Genomic DNA, 19,085 nt, shown 5'->3' on the forward strand with positions numbered 1-19,085 from the left:
AGTGTCCGGTCAGTTCCGTCTTGCGGTGGCGTCGCCGCCCGACCGCGCCTTCGCCGTCCCACACCAACACCCGGGGCACCGCTCCGAGATTGTGGATCAGCTGCCACCAGCCCGCGAACAGGTCTTCGGCGCCGCGGGTGGGGACCAGCACCGCGGAGAGCCAGCGGGAGTATCCGCAGGTCATCGTCAATACCGGCAGTTTCGTCGGGGTCCGGGATTGGCCGTGGTCGACGGGCAGGGTGATCGGGGGGAACCAGAAGTCGCATTGGGCGATCTCCCCGGGCAGGTAGGTGGTGCGCGAGGCCGGGTCCGGGGGCAGGTAGACCGGGCGCAGTTCGGCGATGCGGCCGCTGAGCACCCGGATCGAGTGGTCCCAGCCGATCCGTTCGGCGATCACCGTTGCCGGCATCGTGGGGAACTGTCTGAGCAGTTCACGGATGCGGGGTTCGTACGGGTCGACGATCGAGCCTGCTTTGGCGCGTTGGTATTTCGGAGGTCCGTCGGCGGCGAGTGCCGAGCGGACGGTGTTGCGTGATATCCCCATCACCCGGGCGATTGCCTTGATCGGCAATCGTTCGCTGCGATGCAGACGACGAATTTCGGCCCAATCTTCCACGGACAACATCCCTTCGTCCCTCCTGGCTCGACTCGAACCAGGATCGGTGGAGAGGGGGTCAAATTTGAGATGCCATGCCGGGGTCAGTATTCACGTGCCGTCGACAGAAGGCTTTGGTCGGTGAGGCGGACGCCGTCCGGACTTGCCGAGCTTGCCGCACACCTCGTGATAGATGCTCAGGCCGTCGAGCGACAGGTGACCACTGCGCGGTCCTCACTCGGGGCGTCACTGCACGTCGCCGTGTGCGTAGAGTCGGGCGACGTCGGGAGAGTCGAGCCACTTGGAGTAGGTGGGCGACTGTGGCCAGCCATCGGGCGAATCCTGCCATTCCTCCTGGCGGCCCCACGGCAGGATGTCGATCAAGGCGAAGGTGTAGCTGAGCTGTTCGGTGCCGCGGCCGGTGGTGTGCCAAGTGCGGTAGACCTTGTCGCCCTCGCGGAGGAAGACATTGACCGCGAATCCCCCGCCGGGCGGTGCGTCGACGTCGGCGGCGAACGAGCTCTCGGACGACGAATACCAGTCCATTTTGTTGCCGACCTTCGCCTTGTAGGCCAGTGCGTCTTCGATGGGCCCGTTGGTAACAATGACGAAGCGGGCGTCGTAGTTGTCGAGGATGCCCAGCCGAGTCCACTGCGACGTGAGGCTGGTGCAACCGCCGCACTGCCACTCCGCGCCGTCGGACCACATGTGGTTGTAGACGATGAGCTGTGAACGGCCGTCGAACACGTCGATCAACCGGATCGGGCCGTCCGGACCGATCAGTGTGTAGTCGGGTAGTGCGACCATCGGCAGTCTGCGGCGCTGTGCGGCGATGGCGTCGAGTTCACGGGTGGCGGCCTTTTCCCGCCGACGCAGGTCGTCGAGCGCTGTCTGCCAGGTCTGCTGGTCCACGACCGGGGGGAGGGAGTCGGCTGTCGGATGGGTCATCGTGCCTCCAAAGTCGAACGGATCTGCTCTGCAGTGTTGACCGGGAGCGGACCCGGAATTAATCGCGTTCGGTTCGGGCGAGGACAGCAACAGGGATCAGCGCTGCACTCGTCAATTCCGGATCTACCAGCGGTCCAGGTCGCCGGATGAACACCGGCCCGATAGGCCGTTGCGGCTCATCGGTCTTCGGCTTTCACTCTGATTGTGAGAGTGCCTGCCTCCGAGGAAGGTTCGACCGTCACCGTGGGCGTACTGGTCCGGATTCCGAGGTACGACTGGGCAATGGTGGCGCTGCTGGGATAGCTCAGCACCTCGACCACCGCAGCGGCCTCGCCCTCCGGTGACAGCCGGGCCGGCAATGCGCTGTGGTGCCACGGAGTGCCGGTTTCCACTCCGCTCAGATCAATCTGCAGCAGACACGAACCCGCGACCGGCACGACGGCGTCGGTGGCGCGCAGTCGGGACTCCTGCACGAAACGGGCAGACCACCCGATCACTCCGTCACCGCTGACCGCGAAGACGACGGTGTTGCCGTCGCCGAGTTCGACCGACTCCAGCACCGGATGGATCACGGGAGGAACGCCCTCACCGAGTTCGAGTGAGCGGTCCCCCGGAACGATGGTGGGTCGCGTCAACGCAGGATCCCCCACCCACAGTTGCCCCGAGAACGAATCGAAGCGATCACAAGACCCCGGCGCCGCTCGCTCGGATCCGGCGACGCTCGAACCGGTGACATCGACCGTGACGCACGCTGTCGTCACCGCACTGACCGACGCGGCCAGCGCCATGGACACGATGCAGCGTGTAGACCAGGTCATCGCGTCCTCTCTCTCCTCGGATACGGTCTCTCCTGCAACTGCTCACCGGTGAATGATCGTGGTCCCGAGCAGCAGCGTCCCGGACAGAAACGCGAAGACCTCATCGATCTCACCGGGTGTGCAATCCATCAGAACCTTGACCTCCACATCACGTTTGCCGGCATCGACCGTGAGCGCGGCCGCGGTGACACCGGCACCTGCGTTGCTGCCGACGAACACGTCCACTCCCTCACCATCGACAGTGGTGGTGCCCTCGAGGAAACCGTAGTCCAGCGGATAGGTCACGTCGGGGAATCGAGGATGCGCAGACCCTTCGGCTCGGTCGATCCGGATCGGCGCCGAGCGAGCGAGCGCGTCGAGGGCATCGAAGAACGACGACTGCATCGGCTCAGTATGCCCTTGTCGACGGCCGCATCGCGCATCGTCCCTAGAAGGCTGTCGGCCCTACCCCACCTCACGAGTCCCGCTCCTCGTAGTGCGCAGCGGTTTACTTCCAGTGGGATTCCAGCGCGTCGACGAGTTCGCGCGCTCGCTCGTCCGGGAAGAACAACCGTGCCTCAGGCACTTCCACGACCTCGGTCGCACCAGGAATCAGATCAACGAGCCAATCCGCCCAGGAACGACGAAAGAATATATCGCCGGTGCCCCACACGATGGCGGTCGGCACCTCGCACGCACCAAGAGCCGGCCGTATCGGAGCGAGCAAAGAGGGTGTCATCGACGAGAGCAGCGCTGTCATGAAACGAGCACCGTCGAGACTGCTCAGGGGCGGCGCCAGATAATCGATGATGACGTCGTCGGGCACAGCGGAGACGTTCTGGTAGCCGGTGCGGTAGATGTGCTTGGCAACTTTGGGAAGGCGAGAAAGTGGACGAGCTGCGTACAACATCCGGGCCTTGGCCGCCCACACGGCAGGCCGGAACGCCGGCGGCGGGAAGTTACCCTCGGTATCGCAGTTGGTCAGCACGCACGACGCGAACTGCCCCGGATCTCGGGTCAACACGATCTGGCAGACGGCGCCGCCGGTGTCGTTTCCGACGAGGTGAATGTCGCGCAGACCCAGCTCGCGAATAACGGTGTCGACCGCATCAGCGAGCCCCCACACCGAAGGATTCCCGAGCGGAGGCGTGTGTCCGTGGCCGGGGAGATCGATGCTGATGCAACGACGGTGATCGGACAGCAGTCGGACGCAGTTACGCCAGAGTCTGCCGTTGGTGAAGACACCGTGCACGAACAGCGTGACCGGGCCTTGACCGACATCGATGTAGCTGATGCCGCCTACGGCGTGTCGGTGGGCTGCGAATTCGTCGGTCATGCGTCTCCTCTATCTTGGCCTCTCGAGGCTCAGGCTGCCGCTGATGCGCGGCCGGTCCATCGCCTGATGCTCGGGACATCGGCGATGATGATCCGGGCCGACTGAACCGCAGGTGCGATCTGAGCGCAAGGTCAACGATGCGTGACGAGCTCAGAATCCGATGCAGTGAAGCGGCATCAGACTGCCAGAGCACAGAGCGCCGAGCACGAACTCTTCATGCGGAACCATCGGAGTCGGAAGTTCTTCTACATCGAACCATTGCAGAGCAGCTGCCTTCTCCGGTTCCATCAGTCGCGGCTCTGATGACCAACTGCGACACTCGACGAAGAAGTCCACGCGGTGGTCCTTGTAGGAGTCGCCGGGGAGCTGCCGGCGATGCAACGTGGTCAGCGACACCAGATCAGCAGGATCGACCGCGACTCCGAGCTCCTCGGCGCACTCGCGCACAGCGGCATCGAAGACCGACTCGCCCCGCTCGACGTGCCCTGCCGCAGCATGAGCCCAATGCCCGTCCAGGTAGCCGGTCCCCTCCCTCAATTGGAGCAGGACCTGTTCACGCCCAACGAGATTGCGACGAAGCAGCAGATATACAGCCGGCACCAACTGAAAGCGATCATTCACTCGCCCACGGTAGCGGCCCACGGCGACACACAATGCCAGGGTCAGCCGCCGGACACCTCCTCTCCCTGACCCCGCTATGCCTCCTACCGGTCACTGTCGGACCCCCGCCCATCTTCAGCCTTCAGCTCGATGATTCGCGCAGAAGCGTATCCAGGATGTCCGCAACGCCGGTCGGATAGAAAGGACGGTTCGCCTCAGCGATCGAGACCCATCGAATCGGGCTGCCTTCGTCGAGCACCCGCAACTGCGCGCTCCAAGGGATCGCATCGATCTCGACCGAGTCAACCGCGAAGACGTGGACGATCTCGTGTCCGCGGTTGCCCTCGTACTCGAAAATGTTCTCCACCACTGCGAGTAGTTCGGTAGCACCGAGAGTGACGCCCAGTTCCTCGGTGAATTCTCGTCGCAATGCGGTCTCCGCAGTCTCACCGAACTCGATGCCGCCACCGATCGCGCGGTGAAACGCTTCGCCGGTCACCCGGTCCACACCATCGAGCACGAGAACGTGCCCCGATCGGATGGGTAGCCCTACCGAGAGGTTCCTGATCGAGGACACGCAATCCACTGTAGGGCTGTGCGGTACCACCGTTGTCCTGGACGGAGTTCTCGAAGACGAACAGGTCGGCGGTCATTCGCTCGTACGCTGCTGCGACGACGCGCCCTTCGGTGCGCTCGAGCACTGTTCCCTCGGAGAAGAAGTCCATGAGCAAACGAGGCCTGCGCCCACGACCAACCCGTCCCTACCGCGGCATCCGCCGCCACACCGCGCGCGGCAGCAATCGCATCCCGAAGAACACCGGCCGCAGCACCGCAGGCACCCACACCTCACCGCGACCGCGGTGCAGTGCCCGCACCGTCGCGTCCGCCACCTGCGGCGCCGTGCTCGAGAACGGTGCCGGGCTCATCCCCTCGGTCATCCGGCCGATCACGAACCCGGGCCGCACCAACAGCAGCGACACACCGCTGCCGTGCAGGGCATCGGCCAGCCCGGATGCGAATCCGTCCAGGCCGGCCTTCGCCGACCCGTACACATAGTTCGCGCGGCGCACCCGCCACCCGGCGACCGAGGAGAACACCACGAGGCGGCCGCTGCCCTGCGCCCGCAGGCGCTGGGCCAGGACGGTGAGCAACCCGACCTGGGCGACATAGTCGGTGTGCACGACCGCGACCGCGTGCGCCGCATCGGTTTCGGCGCGGGCCTGGTCTCCGAGGATCCCGAAGGCGAGTACCGCCACATCGATGGGGCCGTGCGCAGCACTGATCGAGTCGAGCACCGCGGTGTGGGTGTCGAGTGCGTCGGCGTCGAATTCGACGGTGTGCACCGCCGCCGCACCCGCAGCCTGCACCTGTGCCACCGGCCCCGCGAGGTCGTCGGCGCGGCGCGCTGCCAGCACCACGATGCGACCCGGCGCCAACCGGGCGGCGATCTCGACGCCGATCTCGCTGCGTCCGCCGAACACGACGACGATGCCCGCTGCCGCCGACCCGGCTGTGGTGTTGCTCATGATGCCAGTGTGCCGCGCGGCTCTCTCGGAAACGAGTCGGGGTCGTGTCATAGGGTGCCGACGGCGCACTTCGGCCGACCTACTCCTCGGAAACGGAGCATCACCGGTGACGATCGACACCCCCACCAGCACCTTCGCTGGACTCCCCGTCGAGCACTACAGTTCGGACACCACGGCCCCCGCCGATCCCGCCGCGGTCGCATGGAAGGTCGCGACAGACTGGCGGCGCGGCGACGACGCATTCGTCGACGATCTCCTGTCCCTCGCGGGGCAACCCTGGGCCGGACAGATCACCACGCTGGTGTTCGGATGTTGGACCGAGGCCAGCGATCCACTGCCCGCAGACAAGGTGGTGCCGCTGCTCGCGGCGTTCCCCGCCGTGAGGCACCTGTTCGTCGGCGACATGACTTTCGAAGAGTCGGAGATCTCGTGGATCGACTGGGGTGATCTCGGCTCGGTCCTCGCTGCGACCCCTGAGCTCGAAACCCTCCAGTTGCGCGGCGGCAGTACCTCCATCGTCAACGATCCGGTCTCGTTCGCTACACCCACGCTGCCGCGCCTGCGGTCGCTGACCGTCGAATCCGGTGGGCTGCAGCAGGGCTACCTCGACGCGCTGCTCGCGATCGACGCACCCGACCTGACCGACCTCGAGCTCTGGCTCGGCGTCGACAACTACGGAGCCATCACCGATTTCGAGCCGCTCACCGGCCTGCTCGCCGGCGACCGGTTCCCGGCGATGACCCGCCTCGGGTTACGCAACAGCGACCTCGCCGACCGCATCGCCGCGGCACTGCAGCAGGCACCAGTTCTGCAGCGCATCACCGCGCTCGACCTGTCGAACGGCACGCTGACCGACACCGGCGCCGACGCGCTCGCCGCTGCCGATCTGGGAGCGGTGCGCAGCCTGATCCTCGACCATCATTTCGTGTCCGACGAGGCATTGACGCGGCTGCGCGCGGCGCACCCGCAGATCGAGATTTCCGCCGCCGACCGGCAGGAACCCGAAACGTACAACGACGAGGTCTACCTGTATACCGCTGTCTCCGAATGAGATCCACATCGGGGATGCTGGTGGTCGGGAACCCGGGCAGTCGCCGCACCACCCTGCTCACCGCGGCGTTGCATCGGGCGGGTTGCCCGGCGCCGCGGGTATTGAGCTGGCGGGCGGTCCTCGCCGACGGGCCCGCTCACGCGGGTGCAGTCCTCACCGAGGCCCTGGCCACACCGGGGGCGCCGACGCTGGTACGCATCGACTCCCCCGGCGACGACCCGGTCGTCGACCGGTTGTTGAGGGGTGCTCCCCGGTGCGCGCCGCACGGGACGATCACCGCCGGGCCCGCCTGGTATTCCGGGTTCACCACCGCCGCCCGCGGACTCGGTGCCGCTGCCGACTCGGCCGGCGCGCGGATGACCGCCGATCCCGACGACCTCGCGGTGCTGTTCGACAAAGCCGCCTGCCACGCGCGTCTCGCCGCCGCCGACATCCCGGTACCCGCTGCGCTCGACGAGCCCGGCATCACCGCGGTCGCTGGTTGGCACGAGGTACGGGCTCGGCTCCGCGACCGCGGTTGGTCCCGGGTGTTCGTCAAACCCGCACACGGCTCCTCGGCGTCGGGGGTGCTTGCGCTGCAACTGCGCGGGCAGGGCACCGGTGCGGACGTGCTCGCCCGTGGCCCGGTGCAGTGGCACGACGGGCAGCCGGTCAACAGCCTTCGTGCCGGAGTGTTCCGCGGCGACAAGGAGGTCGGTGCGCTCATCGATGCGCTCGCTCCGCAGCGACTGCATATCGAACAGTGGTTCCCGAAACTCGTGCTGCAGGGCCGGGCCGTCGATGTGCGGGTCTTGGTCGTGGCCGGCGCCGCGACCCACGCGGTGGTCCGCACATCGCACGGGTCGGTGACGAACCTGCACCTGGGCAACGCCCGCGGCGACGTCGCGGCGCTGCGCGCGGCGATCGGCGAACCGGGGTGGCGGCGGGTGCTCGAGGTTGCAGAGACTGCCGCCCGGCGTTTTCCCCGCACCCACACCGTCGGCGTCGATGTGCTCGTCGGGGCGAGAGCCGCATCGTCGGGGCCGCAGCCCATCCCGGTGGCCGTCGCCGAGGTGAACGCCTTCGGTGATCTGCTGCCGAACCTGCCCGGCCTGCGCTGCCGCGAGCACGACACCTACGACGCCCAGATTCACAGCCTGACCGGAGTGTTCACCGCATGACCCAGATCCCCGCGTTCCGCGACGTCGTCGGCACTCACGACATCGTGTTCGTCACCCTCGACACCTTGCGCTTCGACGTCGCCGCCACCGAACTGGCCGCCGGCCGCACCCCGCACCTCGCCGCGTTGCTTCCGGGTGGGCGGTGGGAGCGTCGCCATACCCCCGCGACGTTCACCTTCCCCGCGCATCAGGCGTTCTTCGCCGGGTTTTTGCCCACCCCGGCCGACGGCGGCGACCACGAGCGGTTGTTCGCCCCGGAATTCCCCGGACACACCGAAGCTCTCCTCGGGTCCGGCACCTGGCTGTTCGGCCAGGCCACGGTCGTCGAGGCGCTCGCCGCCGCCGGCTACCGCACCATGTGTATCGGCGGCGTCGGCTTCTTCAACCGGCAGACCGCCGTGGGTTCGGTGCTGCCCGATCTGTTCGAGGAACGCCACTGGTCCGAGGCCACCGGCGTGACCGACCCGGCCAGTGTCGATCATCAACTCGACATCCTCGAGCGCCGCCTCGCGGTCGACGATCCGCGGCCACGGTTCGTGTTCGTCAACGTCGCAGCCCTGCACCAACCGAACCACTTCTACCTCGACGGCATCGCCAGCACCCCCGAGACGCGCCGCCCCGACACCCTGGCCAGCCACGCCGCGGCCCTGAGGTACGTCGATTCGCGCATCCCGCGGCTGACTGCGCTGCTCAGCACCGCTCCCCGACCGGTGTTCCTGATCGTGTGCTCCGATCACGGCACCGCATACGGCGACGACGACCGGCACGGGCATCGGCTCGCGCACGACTGCGTGTGGACGGTGCCGTACGCGCACACCGTCCTGCCGCACCACACACCTGGAGTCCCCGCATGAACGACACGCGCATCGATCTGGATGCCTCCCCGTACCAGGGATACCTGTATGCGTATCCGCACAAGAGCGCCTACCGGCCACTCGACCCGGCACCACGCCTGCGGGACGTGTGGGCCGGGCAGGACCTCTCGTCGCTGTTCCTCTACGCGCACATCCCGTTCTGCGAGATGCGCTGTGGTTTCTGCAATCTGTTCACCACCGCCCGCCCACCCTCGGGCCGCGTCGCCGACTACCTGCGGGCACTACGCCGCCAGGCACGGCAGGTCCGCACCGAACTCGACGCAACCGGCCGCGATGCCCGCGTCGCCACCGCCGCGATCGGCGGCGGAACCCCCACCTATCTCGAACCGGTCGAACTCGACGAACTGTTCGACATCCTCACCGGCTTCGCCCCGGAACTGCCGCAGCTGTCGATCGGGGTGGAAACCTCTCCCGCGACGGCCACCGCCGATCGGCTCACGGTGCTCACCGACCGCGGGGTGCATCGCATCAGCATGGGGGTGCAGAGCTTCCTCGACCGGGAAGCACACGCCGCGGGCCGCCCCCAGCACCGCGCCGACGTCGACGCGGCCCTCGATCGCATCCAGGGCGGCCGCTTCCCCGTCGTCAACCTCGACCTGATCTACGGCATCGACGGGCAGACCCCCGACACCTGGCAGTACTCCCTCGACACCGCGCTCGCGCGACGCCCCGAGGAGATCTACCTGTATCCGCTGTACGTGCGGCCGCTGACCGGGCTCGGTCGCCGTGCCCCCGACGAGCAGCTGCCGGACCCGGAATGGGACGCCCGCCGCCTCGACCTGTACCGGCAAGGAGTTACCGCGCTCACCACCGCCGGCTATCGGCAACAGTCGATGCGCCAGTTCCGCCGCGCCGATGTGCCCGGCGACGACACCGACTACTGCTGCCAGGACGACGGCATGATCGGGCTCGGCTGTGGTGCCCGCTCCTACACCGACACCCTGCACTATTCGTTCGACTACGCCGTCGGGATCCCCGCGGTGCGGGCGATCCTCGACGAATTCAGCGCCACCACCGATTTCACCCGCGCCACCGTCGGGGTGCACCTCGACGCGCAGGAACAGCGCCGCCGCTGGCTGATCAAAACCCTGCTGCGCACCGACGGGATGCGCACCGCCGACTACACCGCCCGGTTCGGGACCGACCCGACCGTCGACATCCCCGAACTCGCCGAGCTGACCGCCCGCGGCTGGTCCCTCTACCGACCCGATCCGGCCGGTGGCACCCTGATCCGGCTCACCGACGACGGGCTCGCTCACTCCGACGTCCTCGGTCCGTGGCTGGTGTCGACGACGATCCGCGCGGCGATGGCCGCGGCCGCAACCCGATGACCAGCGGCCCTCGTTCACCCGAGCTGACGATTCTCTATCGCGGTCCGCTGGCGAGCTGCAACTACGATTGCCCGTACTGCCCGTTCGCGAAGCGCCGCGACAGTCCCGCGACGCTGCGTGCCGACCGGGCGGCACTCGCCCGATTCGTCGACTGGGTCGCCCGCAACCCGCACGGGCATCGGCAGCTCTCGATCCTGTTCACCCCGTGGGGCGAAGCGCTGACCCGCTCCTGGTACCGCGACGCGTTGGTGACGCTGTCGCACCTCCCGCACGTGGGGACCGTGGCGGTGCAGACCAACCTGTCGTGCCGCACCGGCTGGCTCGCTGCCGCCGACCCCACCCGGCTCGCCCTGTGGTGCACCTACCATCCCGGCGAAACCACCCGCGAGCGATTCGTGGCGCGCACCGCCGAACTCGATGCCATCGGGATCCGGCATTCGGTGGGGATCGTCGGGCTCGCCGACAACCTCGACGCCGCACGCGACCTGCGCGCGGCGCTACCTCAGCACACCTATCTGTGGGTCAACGCCGAAGAGGGCCGCAGTTACGACCCGGCCGAGGAAGCGGTGTGGACCGCGCTCGATCCGCTGTTCGCATACTCGGCGCACCCGCACCCGTCGGTGGGGCTGCCGTGCCGCACCGGGGAGAGCGTGATCAGCGTCGACGGTGACGGGCTGGTGCGCCGCTGCCATTTCGTCGCGGCGCCGCTCGGCAACCTCTACGACGGCACCTATCTGCCCGCACTACGGCCGCGTCCCTGCCCGAATACGGTCTGTGACTGCCACATCGGATATGTGCATCTCGAAACGCTGCCGCTCTACGAGGTGTTCGCCGGCGGGATCGTCGAACGCATCCCCACCGACTGTCGGGATCCCGCGGTCGTGTGCTGAGGGGTCATCTCGGCGCTGGCGGCAGGACGTCGACGTGCAGCGGGCTGCAGGTCTCGATGAGCCAGTCGAGGCCGGGGCCGGACTGGAAGATGCGGCCGAACGAGCTGTCCTGTCGAAGTGCGTTGCTGCAGCGGTCGCCGAACAGGACGACAGCCCGAGTGTCGTTGCATGTGCGGGAGGTCCACGCCAGCCCGTCGAAGCCCGCAGCGTGGGCAACCTCTGCCCACAGCACGGTGCGCGGGTATTCACTGGCCTCGGTATCGGTGACATGCCGGGCCTCCACGCCGAGGCGACGCAGGCCGAGGCCACGCAAATTGGCGAGCCGCAGGTTGCGGGTCACCTCGATCTTCCCCATCACTGTGTTCGCGTATGCGGCATACGGGAGGATGCCACCGCCTACTGGAATGTCGTACAGCAAGGACTCGGCCAGCGCTGCCTCTTCTGTATCAGCGGCGTACAGGACCGGCACCGCGGGTCTGCCGAAAAATGCGAATCGGGTTCGGCTGCCGAATCCGTGATTGAACTCGCCGACCGTGCGAGTGTTGTTGTGTACCCGATATAGGCGTTGACCTGCAGTGAGGGGGTTGGTGTCGGCGTCGAACGGCTGCGGCGGCGCGCCGGCCGCATTCACCAGGAGACTCCGAAAGCTTCCGTGGCGACCGCCAGGAGCTGGTCGGCATCATTGATGATGTCCACGGGCCGATCACCACCGAGGTAGGTCGTCGGCGCCATCATCCATTCGATCAGGCTCGCCTCATCCCAGCCGTGCTGATCCCCGATGTCGCGGAGCGCTGCGATCACGGGCAGGATGCCGACCGCCGCGAACTGGAAGGCCGGGTACAGCAGGTATTTTCCGCGTCGCAGCGCGAGTAACCGCCCCTCGCTGCGGGCTGCCGTGGCCGCGTTCCGCCGGGCAACGGCACGAGAGCTCATCCGGTCAGCGGCCTGCGCGCTGGTGAGTAGGCCGAATTCCGCGTCGATGCGGTCATACAGATTCTGCTGGGCCTGCACTGCCCGCGCCAACGCGGGCGATGCCGCTGTCAGCTGTGCTGCGCGGATCGCGGTGCCGAGCGCGGTGACATTGCGTCGAGTCTGTGCCAGGTCGGATGCGACGGCCATCGCCACGTCTTCCGGTGTTGCTGCGTCGGGGTGCATCACATACCTCCACATGCGTTCTGTGCAGTTGATGATGTCGCACTAAACGCATTGTGGCGGTCTGCCTTGCTTCTCCACCACGGGTTTCACCGTGCTGAGCCGAGCATCAGCCCGGCAACACCGTCAGCCCGTGCGGACGCCGATTGACCGACTCACACCCGGCGTCGGTGACGATGACGATGTCCTCGATGCGGGCACCCCATTCGCCGCGGAAGTAGATGCCCGGTTCGATGCTGAACGCCATGCCCGTCCGCAGCGGTTCGGTGTTGCCGCCGACGATGTACGGCTCCTCGTGCACCGACAATCCGATGCCGTGCCCGGTGCGGTGCACGAACACCTCCGCGAGGCCCTCGGCGGCGAGCAGATCGCGGGCCGCGGCGTCGATGTCTTCGGCGCGCGCGCCCGGTTTCACGGCGTCGACCGCGGCCTGCTGTGCGGCCTCGAGCAGAGCGATCTTCTCGGCCACCGCGGGATCCGGGTCGCCGATGCTGTAGGTGCGGGTCGAATCGGAGTTGTAGCCCGGCTCGACCGGCCCCCCGATGTCGATGACCACGATGTCTCCGGCGGTGATGACCCGCTCGGACACCTCGTGGTGCGGGTCGGCGCCGTGCGGACCCGACCCGACGATCACGAACGCGGCCTCGGTGTGGCCCTCGGCGAGGATCGCGGCGGAGATGTCCGCGGCGACCTGCGCTTCGGTGCGGCCCGGGCGCAGCCACTCACCCATCCGGGCGTGCACCCGGTCGATGGCAGCGCCGGCGCGGCGCAATGCCTCGATCTCGTCGCTGTCCTTGATCATGCGCAGTTCCCGGATGACCGACGTGGCGAGCACCGGGACACAGTCGAAGGTGGCGGCGAGCGGCACCAGGTGCAGCGCGGGCATCGCATCGGCGACCGCGATCTTCTCACCACCCGGAACAAGCTCCGCGACGATCGCATACGGGTTCTGCCCGTCCACCCAGTCGCGCACCGGCAGTGCCAGTTCGGCGACGGCGGACTCGGTCAGCGACGCCAGTTCCAGACGTGGCACGACGACCGCGGCGGTCGATCCGTCGGTGGGGATCACCAGGCAGGTGAGTCGTTCGAAGGATTCGGCGCGGGACCCGATCAGATACCGCAGGTCGGGGCCGGGGGTGATCAGGAGTGCATCGAGTCCGGCGGCGGCGCCGAGTTCGGCGGCGCGGCGCAGTCGGGCTCCGTAGCGGACGGCGGGGAAGCGGGACTCAGCGGTGCTCATGCCGTCGAGCCTAATGCCCGGCGGTGGATGGCAGGATGAGGTCCGTGACCGAACCCGACACTTCCGGACTTCACACCACCGAACCCGACACCCCGGCGCCGTCGCTGTTGCTGCTCGACAGCGCCGGCTTGTGGTTCCGCGCGTTCTACGGCGTGCCCGATTCCCTCACCGGCCCCGATGGCACCCCCGTCAACGCGATCCGCGGATTCGTCGACATGGTTGCGACGCTGATTCGCCGTCATCGCCCCACCCGGATGGTCGCCTGCCTGGACCTGGATTGGCGGCCCGCATTCCGGGTCGCGGCGGTGCCCAGCTACAAGGCGCACCGCGTCGCTGCCGACTCTCTCGACGGCACCGTCGAAGACGTCCCGCCCGCGCTGAGCCGGCAGATTCCGGTGATCCTCGACATCCTCGCCGCCGCGGGCATCGCCACCGGCGGCGCCGACGGTTTCGAGGCCGACGACGTGATGGGTACTCTCGCCGCGACCGAACGCACCGATCCGGTGGTGGTGGTCAGCGGCGACCGGGATCTGCTGCAGGTCGTCACCGACAGTCCGGTACCCGTGCGGGTGCTGTATGTGGGTCGAGGCCTGGCGAAAGCCGAGTTGTACGACCCGGCGCTGGTCGCCGACAAATACGGAGTGCCTCTGGACCGGGCAGGCGCCGCCTACGCCGAACTCGCGGCGCTGCGCGGCGACCCGTCGGACGGGTTGCCCGGCGTCAAAGGCATCGGAGACAAGACCGCCTCCGGACTGCTCATGCAGTACGGGTCGCTTGCCGCGGTGCGCGCAGCGGCGCTCGACGAATCGACGTCGATGGCGAAAGGCCTCCGCAGCAAACTTGTCGCCGCCTCCGACTACCTCGATGTGGCGATGCCGGTGGTACGGGTCGCGACCGACGCGCCGGTGCAACATTCGAAATCCGACGAATTGCCGTCGTCGCCGGCCGATCCGGACGCGTTGACCGCGCTCGCGCAGCGGTGGGGTGTCGAACGGTCCGTGGGGTCGCTCACCACGGCCCTTGCCGGACAGTAACCCGCATGGCCGACCAGAATCCGATCGGGACGATCGGACGTCTCACCCTGGCCACCCGCGGGGCCGACGGGCCCGGACAGGTGGAATTGACGATCCGTGGTGGCCGCGAGACCTACACCGCATGGTCCACGGAGCCGCTTCCCACGATGTCCACCGTCCTGGTGGTCGGCAGCCGCGGTGGTCGTGCCCTGGACGTCGAGCCGTGGCTGGATCTGAACTTCGAACGTGAGACAGGCAGTACCTAGCGAGAAGGAGATCGAATGTTCGGATATCGAGTACCCGCCCCCAACGAGGCCCTACTCATTTCCGGTGGGAGTCGAGGGGGCGACGGGGCACCGTTCCGTGTGGTCACCGGTCAGGGTGCGTTCGTGATCCCTGTCGTGCGTAAAGCAGACATCCTGTCGCTGGACCTGCACGAGGCCCTCATCAAGGAAACCTGCGTGACCACCCAAGGGGTGGAACTGTCGGTCAGCGCGGTGGTCGCATTCAAGGTGGGCAACGACAACGAATCGATCGTCAACGCCGCGCAGCGTTTCCTGTCCTCCCAGAAAGGTGCGATGGCCGGCACCGTCGGGGAGATCTTCGCCGGTCACCTGCGGTCCATCATCGGTTCGATGACGGTCGAACAGATCATCCGTCAGCGTGAAGTCCTCGCCTCACAGGTGCTCGACAGCTCCAATGTGGAGATGGGCCGCATGGGTCTGATCGTGGATTCGATGCAGATCCGGTCCATCGACGATTGCGGCTCCGGTTACATCGATTCGTTGCGCGCACCGCACCTCGCGCAAGTGGAGCGGGAAGCGAAGATCGCGCAGGCAGAAGCAGATCGGGCCTCCGCAGAAGCGCAGCAGGAATCCCGTCGCCGGCAGGCCGAATACACACGCGAGACTGCGATCAAGGAATCGGAGATCCAGGCCGAGACCGACCGCGCCAAGGCGGAATCCGCGCAGGCCGGACCGCTCGCGCAGGCCACCGCGCAGCGCGAGGTCCTCGAGGCGCAGTCGGAACTGGCCATCAAACAGGCGGAACTGCGGGAGAAGCAACTGCAGAGCGAGGTCATCAAGCCGGCCGAGGCGAAGGCCCGCGAGACCGAGATCCTGGCGAAGGCGAAGGCGGAAGAAATTCGGATCCTGGCCGAGGCCGCCGCCTCCAACGGTCGTGTCGCGCTGGATCAGACGCTGATCGAGCAGTTGCCGCTCATCGTGGAGGCCGCCGCGAAGGGCCTGGCCAACTCCAACCTGACCATCCTCAACGGTCAAGAAGGTGTCAACGACACCATCTCCGGCATGGTCGGGCAGGGCCTGGCCGTGTTCGGGGCGCTGCAGAAGGGCATCCTGAGCGGCGACAACGACGACGATCGGACAGGCCCGCACGAGATCACGGGGCTGACCCGGTAGTACCCCCGGCGCCTGGACACACGGCGCGGCGGCTGCCGCCCGTGTTCCGGCGTCTGGACTATGTTCCGTCGTCTCGCCTATCGGATGTGCGCGAGAAGCGCTCGGCCGGTGTTCCATTCACCGACCAGCGCGGGGCCGGTCGGTTCGGTGTCGACCGGGCGGTGGTGCACCACCACCGTCGTGTCTCCCGCCTCGATCACGGTGTCGGTTCCGGCAGCGGTTGTCCGTAGCTCGGTGACCGTCGGAACAGCCCCCGATCCGGACCCGGTGCCCCGGACGTGCACCGTGTTCTCGACCTTCAGTGGCTCCGTGCCGTCGACGTGCAAGAACTGCTCGGCTTCACGTCCGGCACCATCGATGGTGGCAAGCAACTGCCCGACGTAGACGGGGTCGGTCGTGGCGTCGTAGATGTAGCGGTGCCCGAGCACCGAATGCTCCATCTCCCCCACCGGTCGCGCTTCCGGCAGCGGTGCCCCGCGGTAGGTCAACGGCACCTGGAAGACGGACCCGTCCGCGTCGCGCACCAGATGGATTTCGATCCCGACTTCACCGTCGGGATCGTCGAAGCGGTACGCACCGACCTGCTCGAGCACAGGCGTCGTTCCCGGGTAGTAGTCGGCGGACGACAGCCAGGCGGCGATCACTTCCGGCTTGGTGGGCGATAATTGGGCTGCATACAGGAATGCCACGCCGTGAGCATAGCGGCGGCAGGCCTCCAGCTCAGGACAAGGCGAACTCCGCGTGCCACGTTCGAGGTGGATCCATCGTCTGTTCGAGGACGATGACGTTCTATGGTGGCTGCGGCATCTGGGACCGGCATTCGGGTCGGACCCGAAGATCCGCGGCGACGTTCTGGGCCGGTATGTGCTCACCGCCTACGCGTACGGAGCGAACCTCGGCGCAACGGAGGTGGCCCGGCACATGCGCGGCGAGGTGTCCGCCCACGAGCTGTACACCGCGGGCAACAAGCACTTCACCGCCGACAAGGTGCACCGGTGCTCGGCCGATGTGATCAACGCGCCCACCACCCTGGACGTGGCCGGGATGTGGGGCGACGGGCAGATCGTCGCCGTCGACGGCTTGCAGATCGGCACCTGAGAGGAACAACCTGCTCGCCGAGTCGCACATCCGCTACGGCGGCTACGGCAACCTGGCGATGCGGTTCGTGTCCGACTCCTACATCGCGCTGTTCAGTCACCTCGTGCCGTGCGGGGCGTGGGAAGCCGTCTGCATCGTCGATGGGTTGCTGCGCAACGAATCCGACGTCCAACCGGATACCATCCACGCGGACACGCGGGGCCAGTCGCTGCAGGTGGACGGCTACCGGTACCGCGCGACTCGGATAGACAGCAGCTCAATTGAGGACCACCGACCGATGCGCTCGGCACATGTTCCGAACAGAGGCGCTCAGTTCTCTGCTGCCGCAACATCACCGCTGGGGCGGCCGGCTGATGTCCGGTCAGAACACGGTCGCACATGGCGGGCGACTCCGTTCAGGCCCCAGACTGCGATGAGCACACCAGCGATACCGATTCCCATCGCAACAAAGCCGAACACGGTGTCGATGGTGCCAACCCCGAGTGTCCGGCCCAGCTCCGTCGCGGTGAGCAGGTTCGCGACGAGCACCACTGCCGCAATCGTGCTCATCGTGGTCGATCGCTCCGGAATTGCCAGGGCCAGTACCACGAGCGCGACGGCGAACAGGGGACCGAAGAACCCTGCGACGGAGGGCAGCAGGGACACGACCGCAACTGCGAGCACCCAGCGATAACGCACCGGAGTGGAGGTGCCGGCTCGATGCGCCCGCCACACACAGGCGGACCACAAGACCACGCATGCGAGAGGCGAGAGGAACCACCCGGCGATACCGGCTGCAGCGCTGCCGTTGATGAACCAGGTCAGTGCCCAGGCCAGGGTTGCCACTCCGAGAACGCTCAGGGACACATCGGCTACGAACCGGTCTCGATGTGCCGGAGGTTGCTCGGTTGCGGTGCACTGATCACTCATGTCCGTCACTCTAGAGGCGACGAAGCACGAAATGGAGACGGTCACGATACCGCTCGGTGCAGATGCAGAACCCCCACGGCCCAACGCCGTGGCAGTGCGTGATTGTCACGAAGTGGACTCCCGGTCCTTCGCAAAACCTGTTGCCCGGCCGCCGCGGCCACTGCTACTTTCCGGAGGCCGTGCGAGAGAACGAGGAGGTGGTACCCGTGAACGCAGTATCGACATGGGTGCTCCCCTCCGGGTCCACGGTCGGACGATAGGTCGTCCGGGAGCGCCATCATGAGCACTCCCGAAAGGCACGGCCATGTACTTCACTTCCGAACAGCGTCTCTACGGCAGCGTCCTCGAACGCGAATTCACCCTCGGCGAGATTCCCGGCATCCTGTGGACGCCCGCATCCGCCTCCACTCCGGTCCCGCTGATCCTGCTCGGTCATCCTCCACTCGGACTGGACACGATGTACCCGCGACTGGCGGCCCGGGCGCGTGCCGCGGTAGCAGAGGGATACGCCGCGGCGACCATCGAGCTGCCCTGGAGCGGTGACCGGCCTCGATCGACCGCCACCGATCAGGCCCGAACCGACCTGCACCGGGCGCTGGAAGCCGGCGGGCCGATCGACGACGAGATCGTCGACCGGCTCGTCCTCCCACTGGTCGACAAGGCCGTCCCGGAATGGCGGGCCACCCTGGACGTCCTGCTTTCGTTGGCCGAGATCGACGGCCCGGTCGGGTATTCCGGCGGGGTGATCGCCCTCGGCGTCCGGCTGGCGGTGCTCGAGCCGCGGATCTCTGCCGCCGTGCTGTTCGCGGGGAGTTTCGTGCCCCGCATCATCGTTGAGGAGGCCCGGCAGGTCACCATTCCGCTGCATGTCCTGCTTCAGTGGGACGACGAAGGTAACGACCGGCAATCGGCGTTGGACCTGTTCGACGCTTTCGGCTCCACGGAGAAGGCGCTGCACGCCAATATGGGCGGTCACGCCGGCGTTCCACAGCACGCGGGCGACGAGGCGAACCGGTTCTTCGGCCGGCACCTCAAGTGAGGGCCCACCCTCGGGCCGGCGGCACACCGTAGGCGTTGTCGGCCCGAGCGCCGTTCATCGAGGGCAGTTCCGGGCGGCACTCTTCGATGAGCGGTCGACGGGTGTCG

General features: G+C 67.3%; 23 protein-coding genes and 1 pseudogene. 11 read left to right on the forward strand and 13 right to left on the reverse strand.

Annotated elements, in window-relative coordinates; translation table 11 throughout:
• The 8 genes from ACFWB0_RS10855 to ACFWB0_RS10890 form a co-directional block, all read right to left on the reverse strand.
• The coding region (locus tag ACFWB0_RS10855) for a DDE-type integrase/transposase/recombinase (protein WP_378490455.1) at nt 1–625 on the reverse strand (625 nt) is incomplete at its 3' end.
• A 216-nt stretch (nt 626–841) separates the two neighbouring features.
• On the reverse strand, nt 842–1,543 hold the full coding sequence (locus tag ACFWB0_RS10860) for a DUF899 domain-containing protein (protein WP_378490456.1): 702 nt from the start codon (nt 1,541–1,543) through the stop codon (nt 842–844).
• A gap of 176 nt (nt 1,544–1,719) precedes the next feature.
• Nucleotides 1,720–2,361 (reverse strand): hypothetical protein, encoded by a 642-nt coding sequence (locus ACFWB0_RS10865; protein ID WP_378490457.1) that lies wholly within the window; start codon nt 2,359–2,361, stop codon nt 1,720–1,722.
• Between the two features lie 42 nt (nt 2,362–2,403).
• Nucleotides 2,404–2,745 (reverse strand): inorganic pyrophosphatase, encoded by a 342-nt coding sequence (locus ACFWB0_RS10870; RefSeq protein ID WP_378490458.1) that lies wholly within the window; start codon nt 2,743–2,745, stop codon nt 2,404–2,406.
• A gap of 103 nt (nt 2,746–2,848) precedes the next feature.
• Entirely contained in the window at nt 2,849–3,676 is an 828-nt protein-coding gene (locus ACFWB0_RS10875; protein WP_378490459.1) for an alpha/beta fold hydrolase, read from the reverse strand.
• 150 nt (nt 3,677–3,826) lie between these two features.
• Complete coding sequence (locus tag ACFWB0_RS10880; protein WP_378490460.1) at nt 3,827–4,297, reverse strand: NUDIX domain-containing protein; 471 nt, start codon at nt 4,295–4,297, stop codon at nt 3,827–3,829.
• A gap of 121 nt (nt 4,298–4,418) precedes the next feature.
• Nucleotides 4,419–4,853 carry an NUDIX hydrolase gene (locus ACFWB0_RS10885; protein ID WP_378490461.1) on the reverse strand — a complete coding sequence of 145 codons (435 nt, stop codon included), beginning with the start codon at nt 4,851–4,853 and terminating at the stop codon, nt 4,419–4,421.
• Nucleotides 4,854–5,037: 184 nt separating this feature from the next.
• Nucleotides 5,038–5,802, reverse strand: coding sequence for an SDR family NAD(P)-dependent oxidoreductase (locus tag ACFWB0_RS10890; protein WP_378490462.1), 765 nt, complete (start codon nt 5,800–5,802; stop codon nt 5,038–5,040).
• A gap of 106 nt (nt 5,803–5,908) precedes the next feature.
• Between ACFWB0_RS10890 and ACFWB0_RS10895 the strand changes: the two genes are divergently transcribed.
• The 5 genes from ACFWB0_RS10895 to ACFWB0_RS10915 are packed head-to-tail and all read left to right on the forward strand — an operon-like array spanning nt 5,909 to nt 11,109.
• Complete coding sequence (locus ACFWB0_RS10895) at nt 5,909–6,853, forward strand: hypothetical protein (protein ID WP_378490463.1); 945 nt, start codon at nt 5,909–5,911, stop codon at nt 6,851–6,853.
• Nucleotides 6,850–8,013 (forward strand): STM4014 family protein, encoded by a 1,164-nt coding sequence (locus ACFWB0_RS10900; protein ID WP_378490464.1) that lies wholly within the window; start codon nt 6,850–6,852, stop codon nt 8,011–8,013. The genes ACFWB0_RS10895 and ACFWB0_RS10900 overlap by 4 nt, the downstream gene beginning before the upstream one ends.
• A complete protein-coding gene (locus ACFWB0_RS10905; RefSeq protein ID WP_378490465.1) occupies nt 8,010–8,867 on the forward strand; it encodes an STM4013/SEN3800 family hydrolase in 858 nt (285 codons plus the stop codon). The genes ACFWB0_RS10900 and ACFWB0_RS10905 overlap by 4 nt, the downstream gene beginning before the upstream one ends.
• A complete protein-coding gene (locus ACFWB0_RS10910) occupies nt 8,864–10,219 on the forward strand; it encodes an STM4012 family radical SAM protein (RefSeq protein WP_378490466.1) in 1,356 nt (451 codons plus the stop codon). Before ACFWB0_RS10905 ends, ACFWB0_RS10910 begins: the two co-directional genes overlap by 4 nt.
• The gene (locus tag ACFWB0_RS10915) at nt 10,165–11,109 is read left to right on the forward strand and encodes an STM4011 family radical SAM protein (RefSeq protein ID WP_378490467.1); all 945 of its coding nucleotides are present in this window, start codon (nt 10,165–10,167) and stop codon (nt 11,107–11,109) included. The genes ACFWB0_RS10910 and ACFWB0_RS10915 overlap by 55 nt, the downstream gene beginning before the upstream one ends.
• Nucleotides 11,110–11,113: 4 nt before the next feature.
• On the opposite strand, the gene ACFWB0_RS10920 is transcribed toward ACFWB0_RS10915, so the two are convergent.
• The 3 genes from ACFWB0_RS10920 to ACFWB0_RS10930 form a co-directional block, all read right to left on the reverse strand.
• Nucleotides 11,114–11,740 (reverse strand): RES family NAD+ phosphorylase, encoded by a 627-nt coding sequence (locus tag ACFWB0_RS10920; RefSeq protein WP_378490468.1) that lies wholly within the window; start codon nt 11,738–11,740, stop codon nt 11,114–11,116.
• Nucleotides 11,737–12,264: a hypothetical protein gene (locus ACFWB0_RS10925; protein WP_378490469.1), complete on the reverse strand. Its 528-nt coding sequence runs from the start codon at nt 12,262–12,264 to the stop codon at nt 11,737–11,739. The genes ACFWB0_RS10920 and ACFWB0_RS10925 overlap by 4 nt, the downstream gene beginning before the upstream one ends.
• Before the next feature lie 106 nt (nt 12,265–12,370).
• Nucleotides 12,371–13,501: a M24 family metallopeptidase gene (locus ACFWB0_RS10930; protein WP_378490470.1), complete on the reverse strand. Its 1,131-nt coding sequence runs from the start codon at nt 13,499–13,501 to the stop codon at nt 12,371–12,373.
• 35 nt (nt 13,502–13,536) lie between these two features.
• On the opposite strand from ACFWB0_RS10930, the gene ACFWB0_RS10935 reads away from it, so the two are divergent.
• From ACFWB0_RS10935 to ACFWB0_RS10945, 3 genes are read left to right on the forward strand one after another with little or no spacing between them, the layout of a single operon-like run.
• Nucleotides 13,537–14,535, forward strand: a complete 999-nt coding sequence (locus ACFWB0_RS10935) for a 5'-3' exonuclease H3TH domain-containing protein (RefSeq protein WP_378490471.1) — start codon at nt 13,537–13,539, stop codon at nt 14,533–14,535.
• 5 nt (nt 14,536–14,540) lie between these two features.
• Complete coding sequence (locus ACFWB0_RS10940; protein ID WP_378490472.1) at nt 14,541–14,780, forward strand: hypothetical protein; 240 nt, start codon at nt 14,541–14,543, stop codon at nt 14,778–14,780.
• 15 nt (nt 14,781–14,795) lie between these two features.
• The gene (locus ACFWB0_RS10945) at nt 14,796–15,932 is read left to right on the forward strand and encodes a flotillin family protein (protein ID WP_378490473.1); all 1,137 of its coding nucleotides are present in this window, start codon (nt 14,796–14,798) and stop codon (nt 15,930–15,932) included.
• A gap of 77 nt (nt 15,933–16,009) precedes the next feature.
• Here the strand turns inward: ACFWB0_RS10945 and ACFWB0_RS10950 are convergent, their stop codons facing one another.
• Complete coding sequence (locus tag ACFWB0_RS10950) at nt 16,010–16,621, reverse strand: hypothetical protein (protein WP_378490474.1); 612 nt, start codon at nt 16,619–16,621, stop codon at nt 16,010–16,012.
• A 52-nt stretch (nt 16,622–16,673) separates the two neighbouring features.
• Here ACFWB0_RS10950 and ACFWB0_RS10955 point away from each other — a divergent pair, with 52 nt between their 5' ends.
• Together ACFWB0_RS10955 and ACFWB0_RS10960 are read left to right on the forward strand one after the other, a co-directional pair.
• Nucleotides 16,674–17,030 carry a Tn3 family transposase gene (locus ACFWB0_RS10955; protein ID WP_378490475.1) on the forward strand — a complete coding sequence of 119 codons (357 nt, stop codon included), beginning with the start codon at nt 16,674–16,676 and terminating at the stop codon, nt 17,028–17,030.
• A gap of 58 nt (nt 17,031–17,088) precedes the next feature.
• A pseudogene (locus tag ACFWB0_RS10960) lies at nt 17,089–17,184 on the forward strand (Tn3 family transposase); the annotation flags it as partial.
• A 155-nt stretch (nt 17,185–17,339) separates the two neighbouring features.
• Here ACFWB0_RS10960 and ACFWB0_RS10965 read toward each other — a convergent pair.
• Nucleotides 17,340–17,939, reverse strand: a complete 600-nt coding sequence (locus ACFWB0_RS10965) for a hypothetical protein (protein WP_378490540.1) — start codon at nt 17,937–17,939, stop codon at nt 17,340–17,342.
• A gap of 304 nt (nt 17,940–18,243) precedes the next feature.
• On the opposite strand from ACFWB0_RS10965, the gene ACFWB0_RS10970 reads away from it, so the two are divergent.
• Nucleotides 18,244–18,978 carry an alpha/beta hydrolase gene (locus tag ACFWB0_RS10970; protein ID WP_378490476.1) on the forward strand — a complete coding sequence of 245 codons (735 nt, stop codon included), beginning with the start codon at nt 18,244–18,246 and terminating at the stop codon, nt 18,976–18,978.
• The last annotated feature ends 107 nt before the right edge of the window (nt 18,979–19,085 follow it).

Origin of the sequence: Rhodococcus sp. NPDC060086, from assembly GCF_042730275.1 — a bacterium.
In the GTDB taxonomy this organism is placed as follows: domain Bacteria; phylum Actinomycetota; class Actinomycetes; order Mycobacteriales; family Mycobacteriaceae; genus Rhodococcus.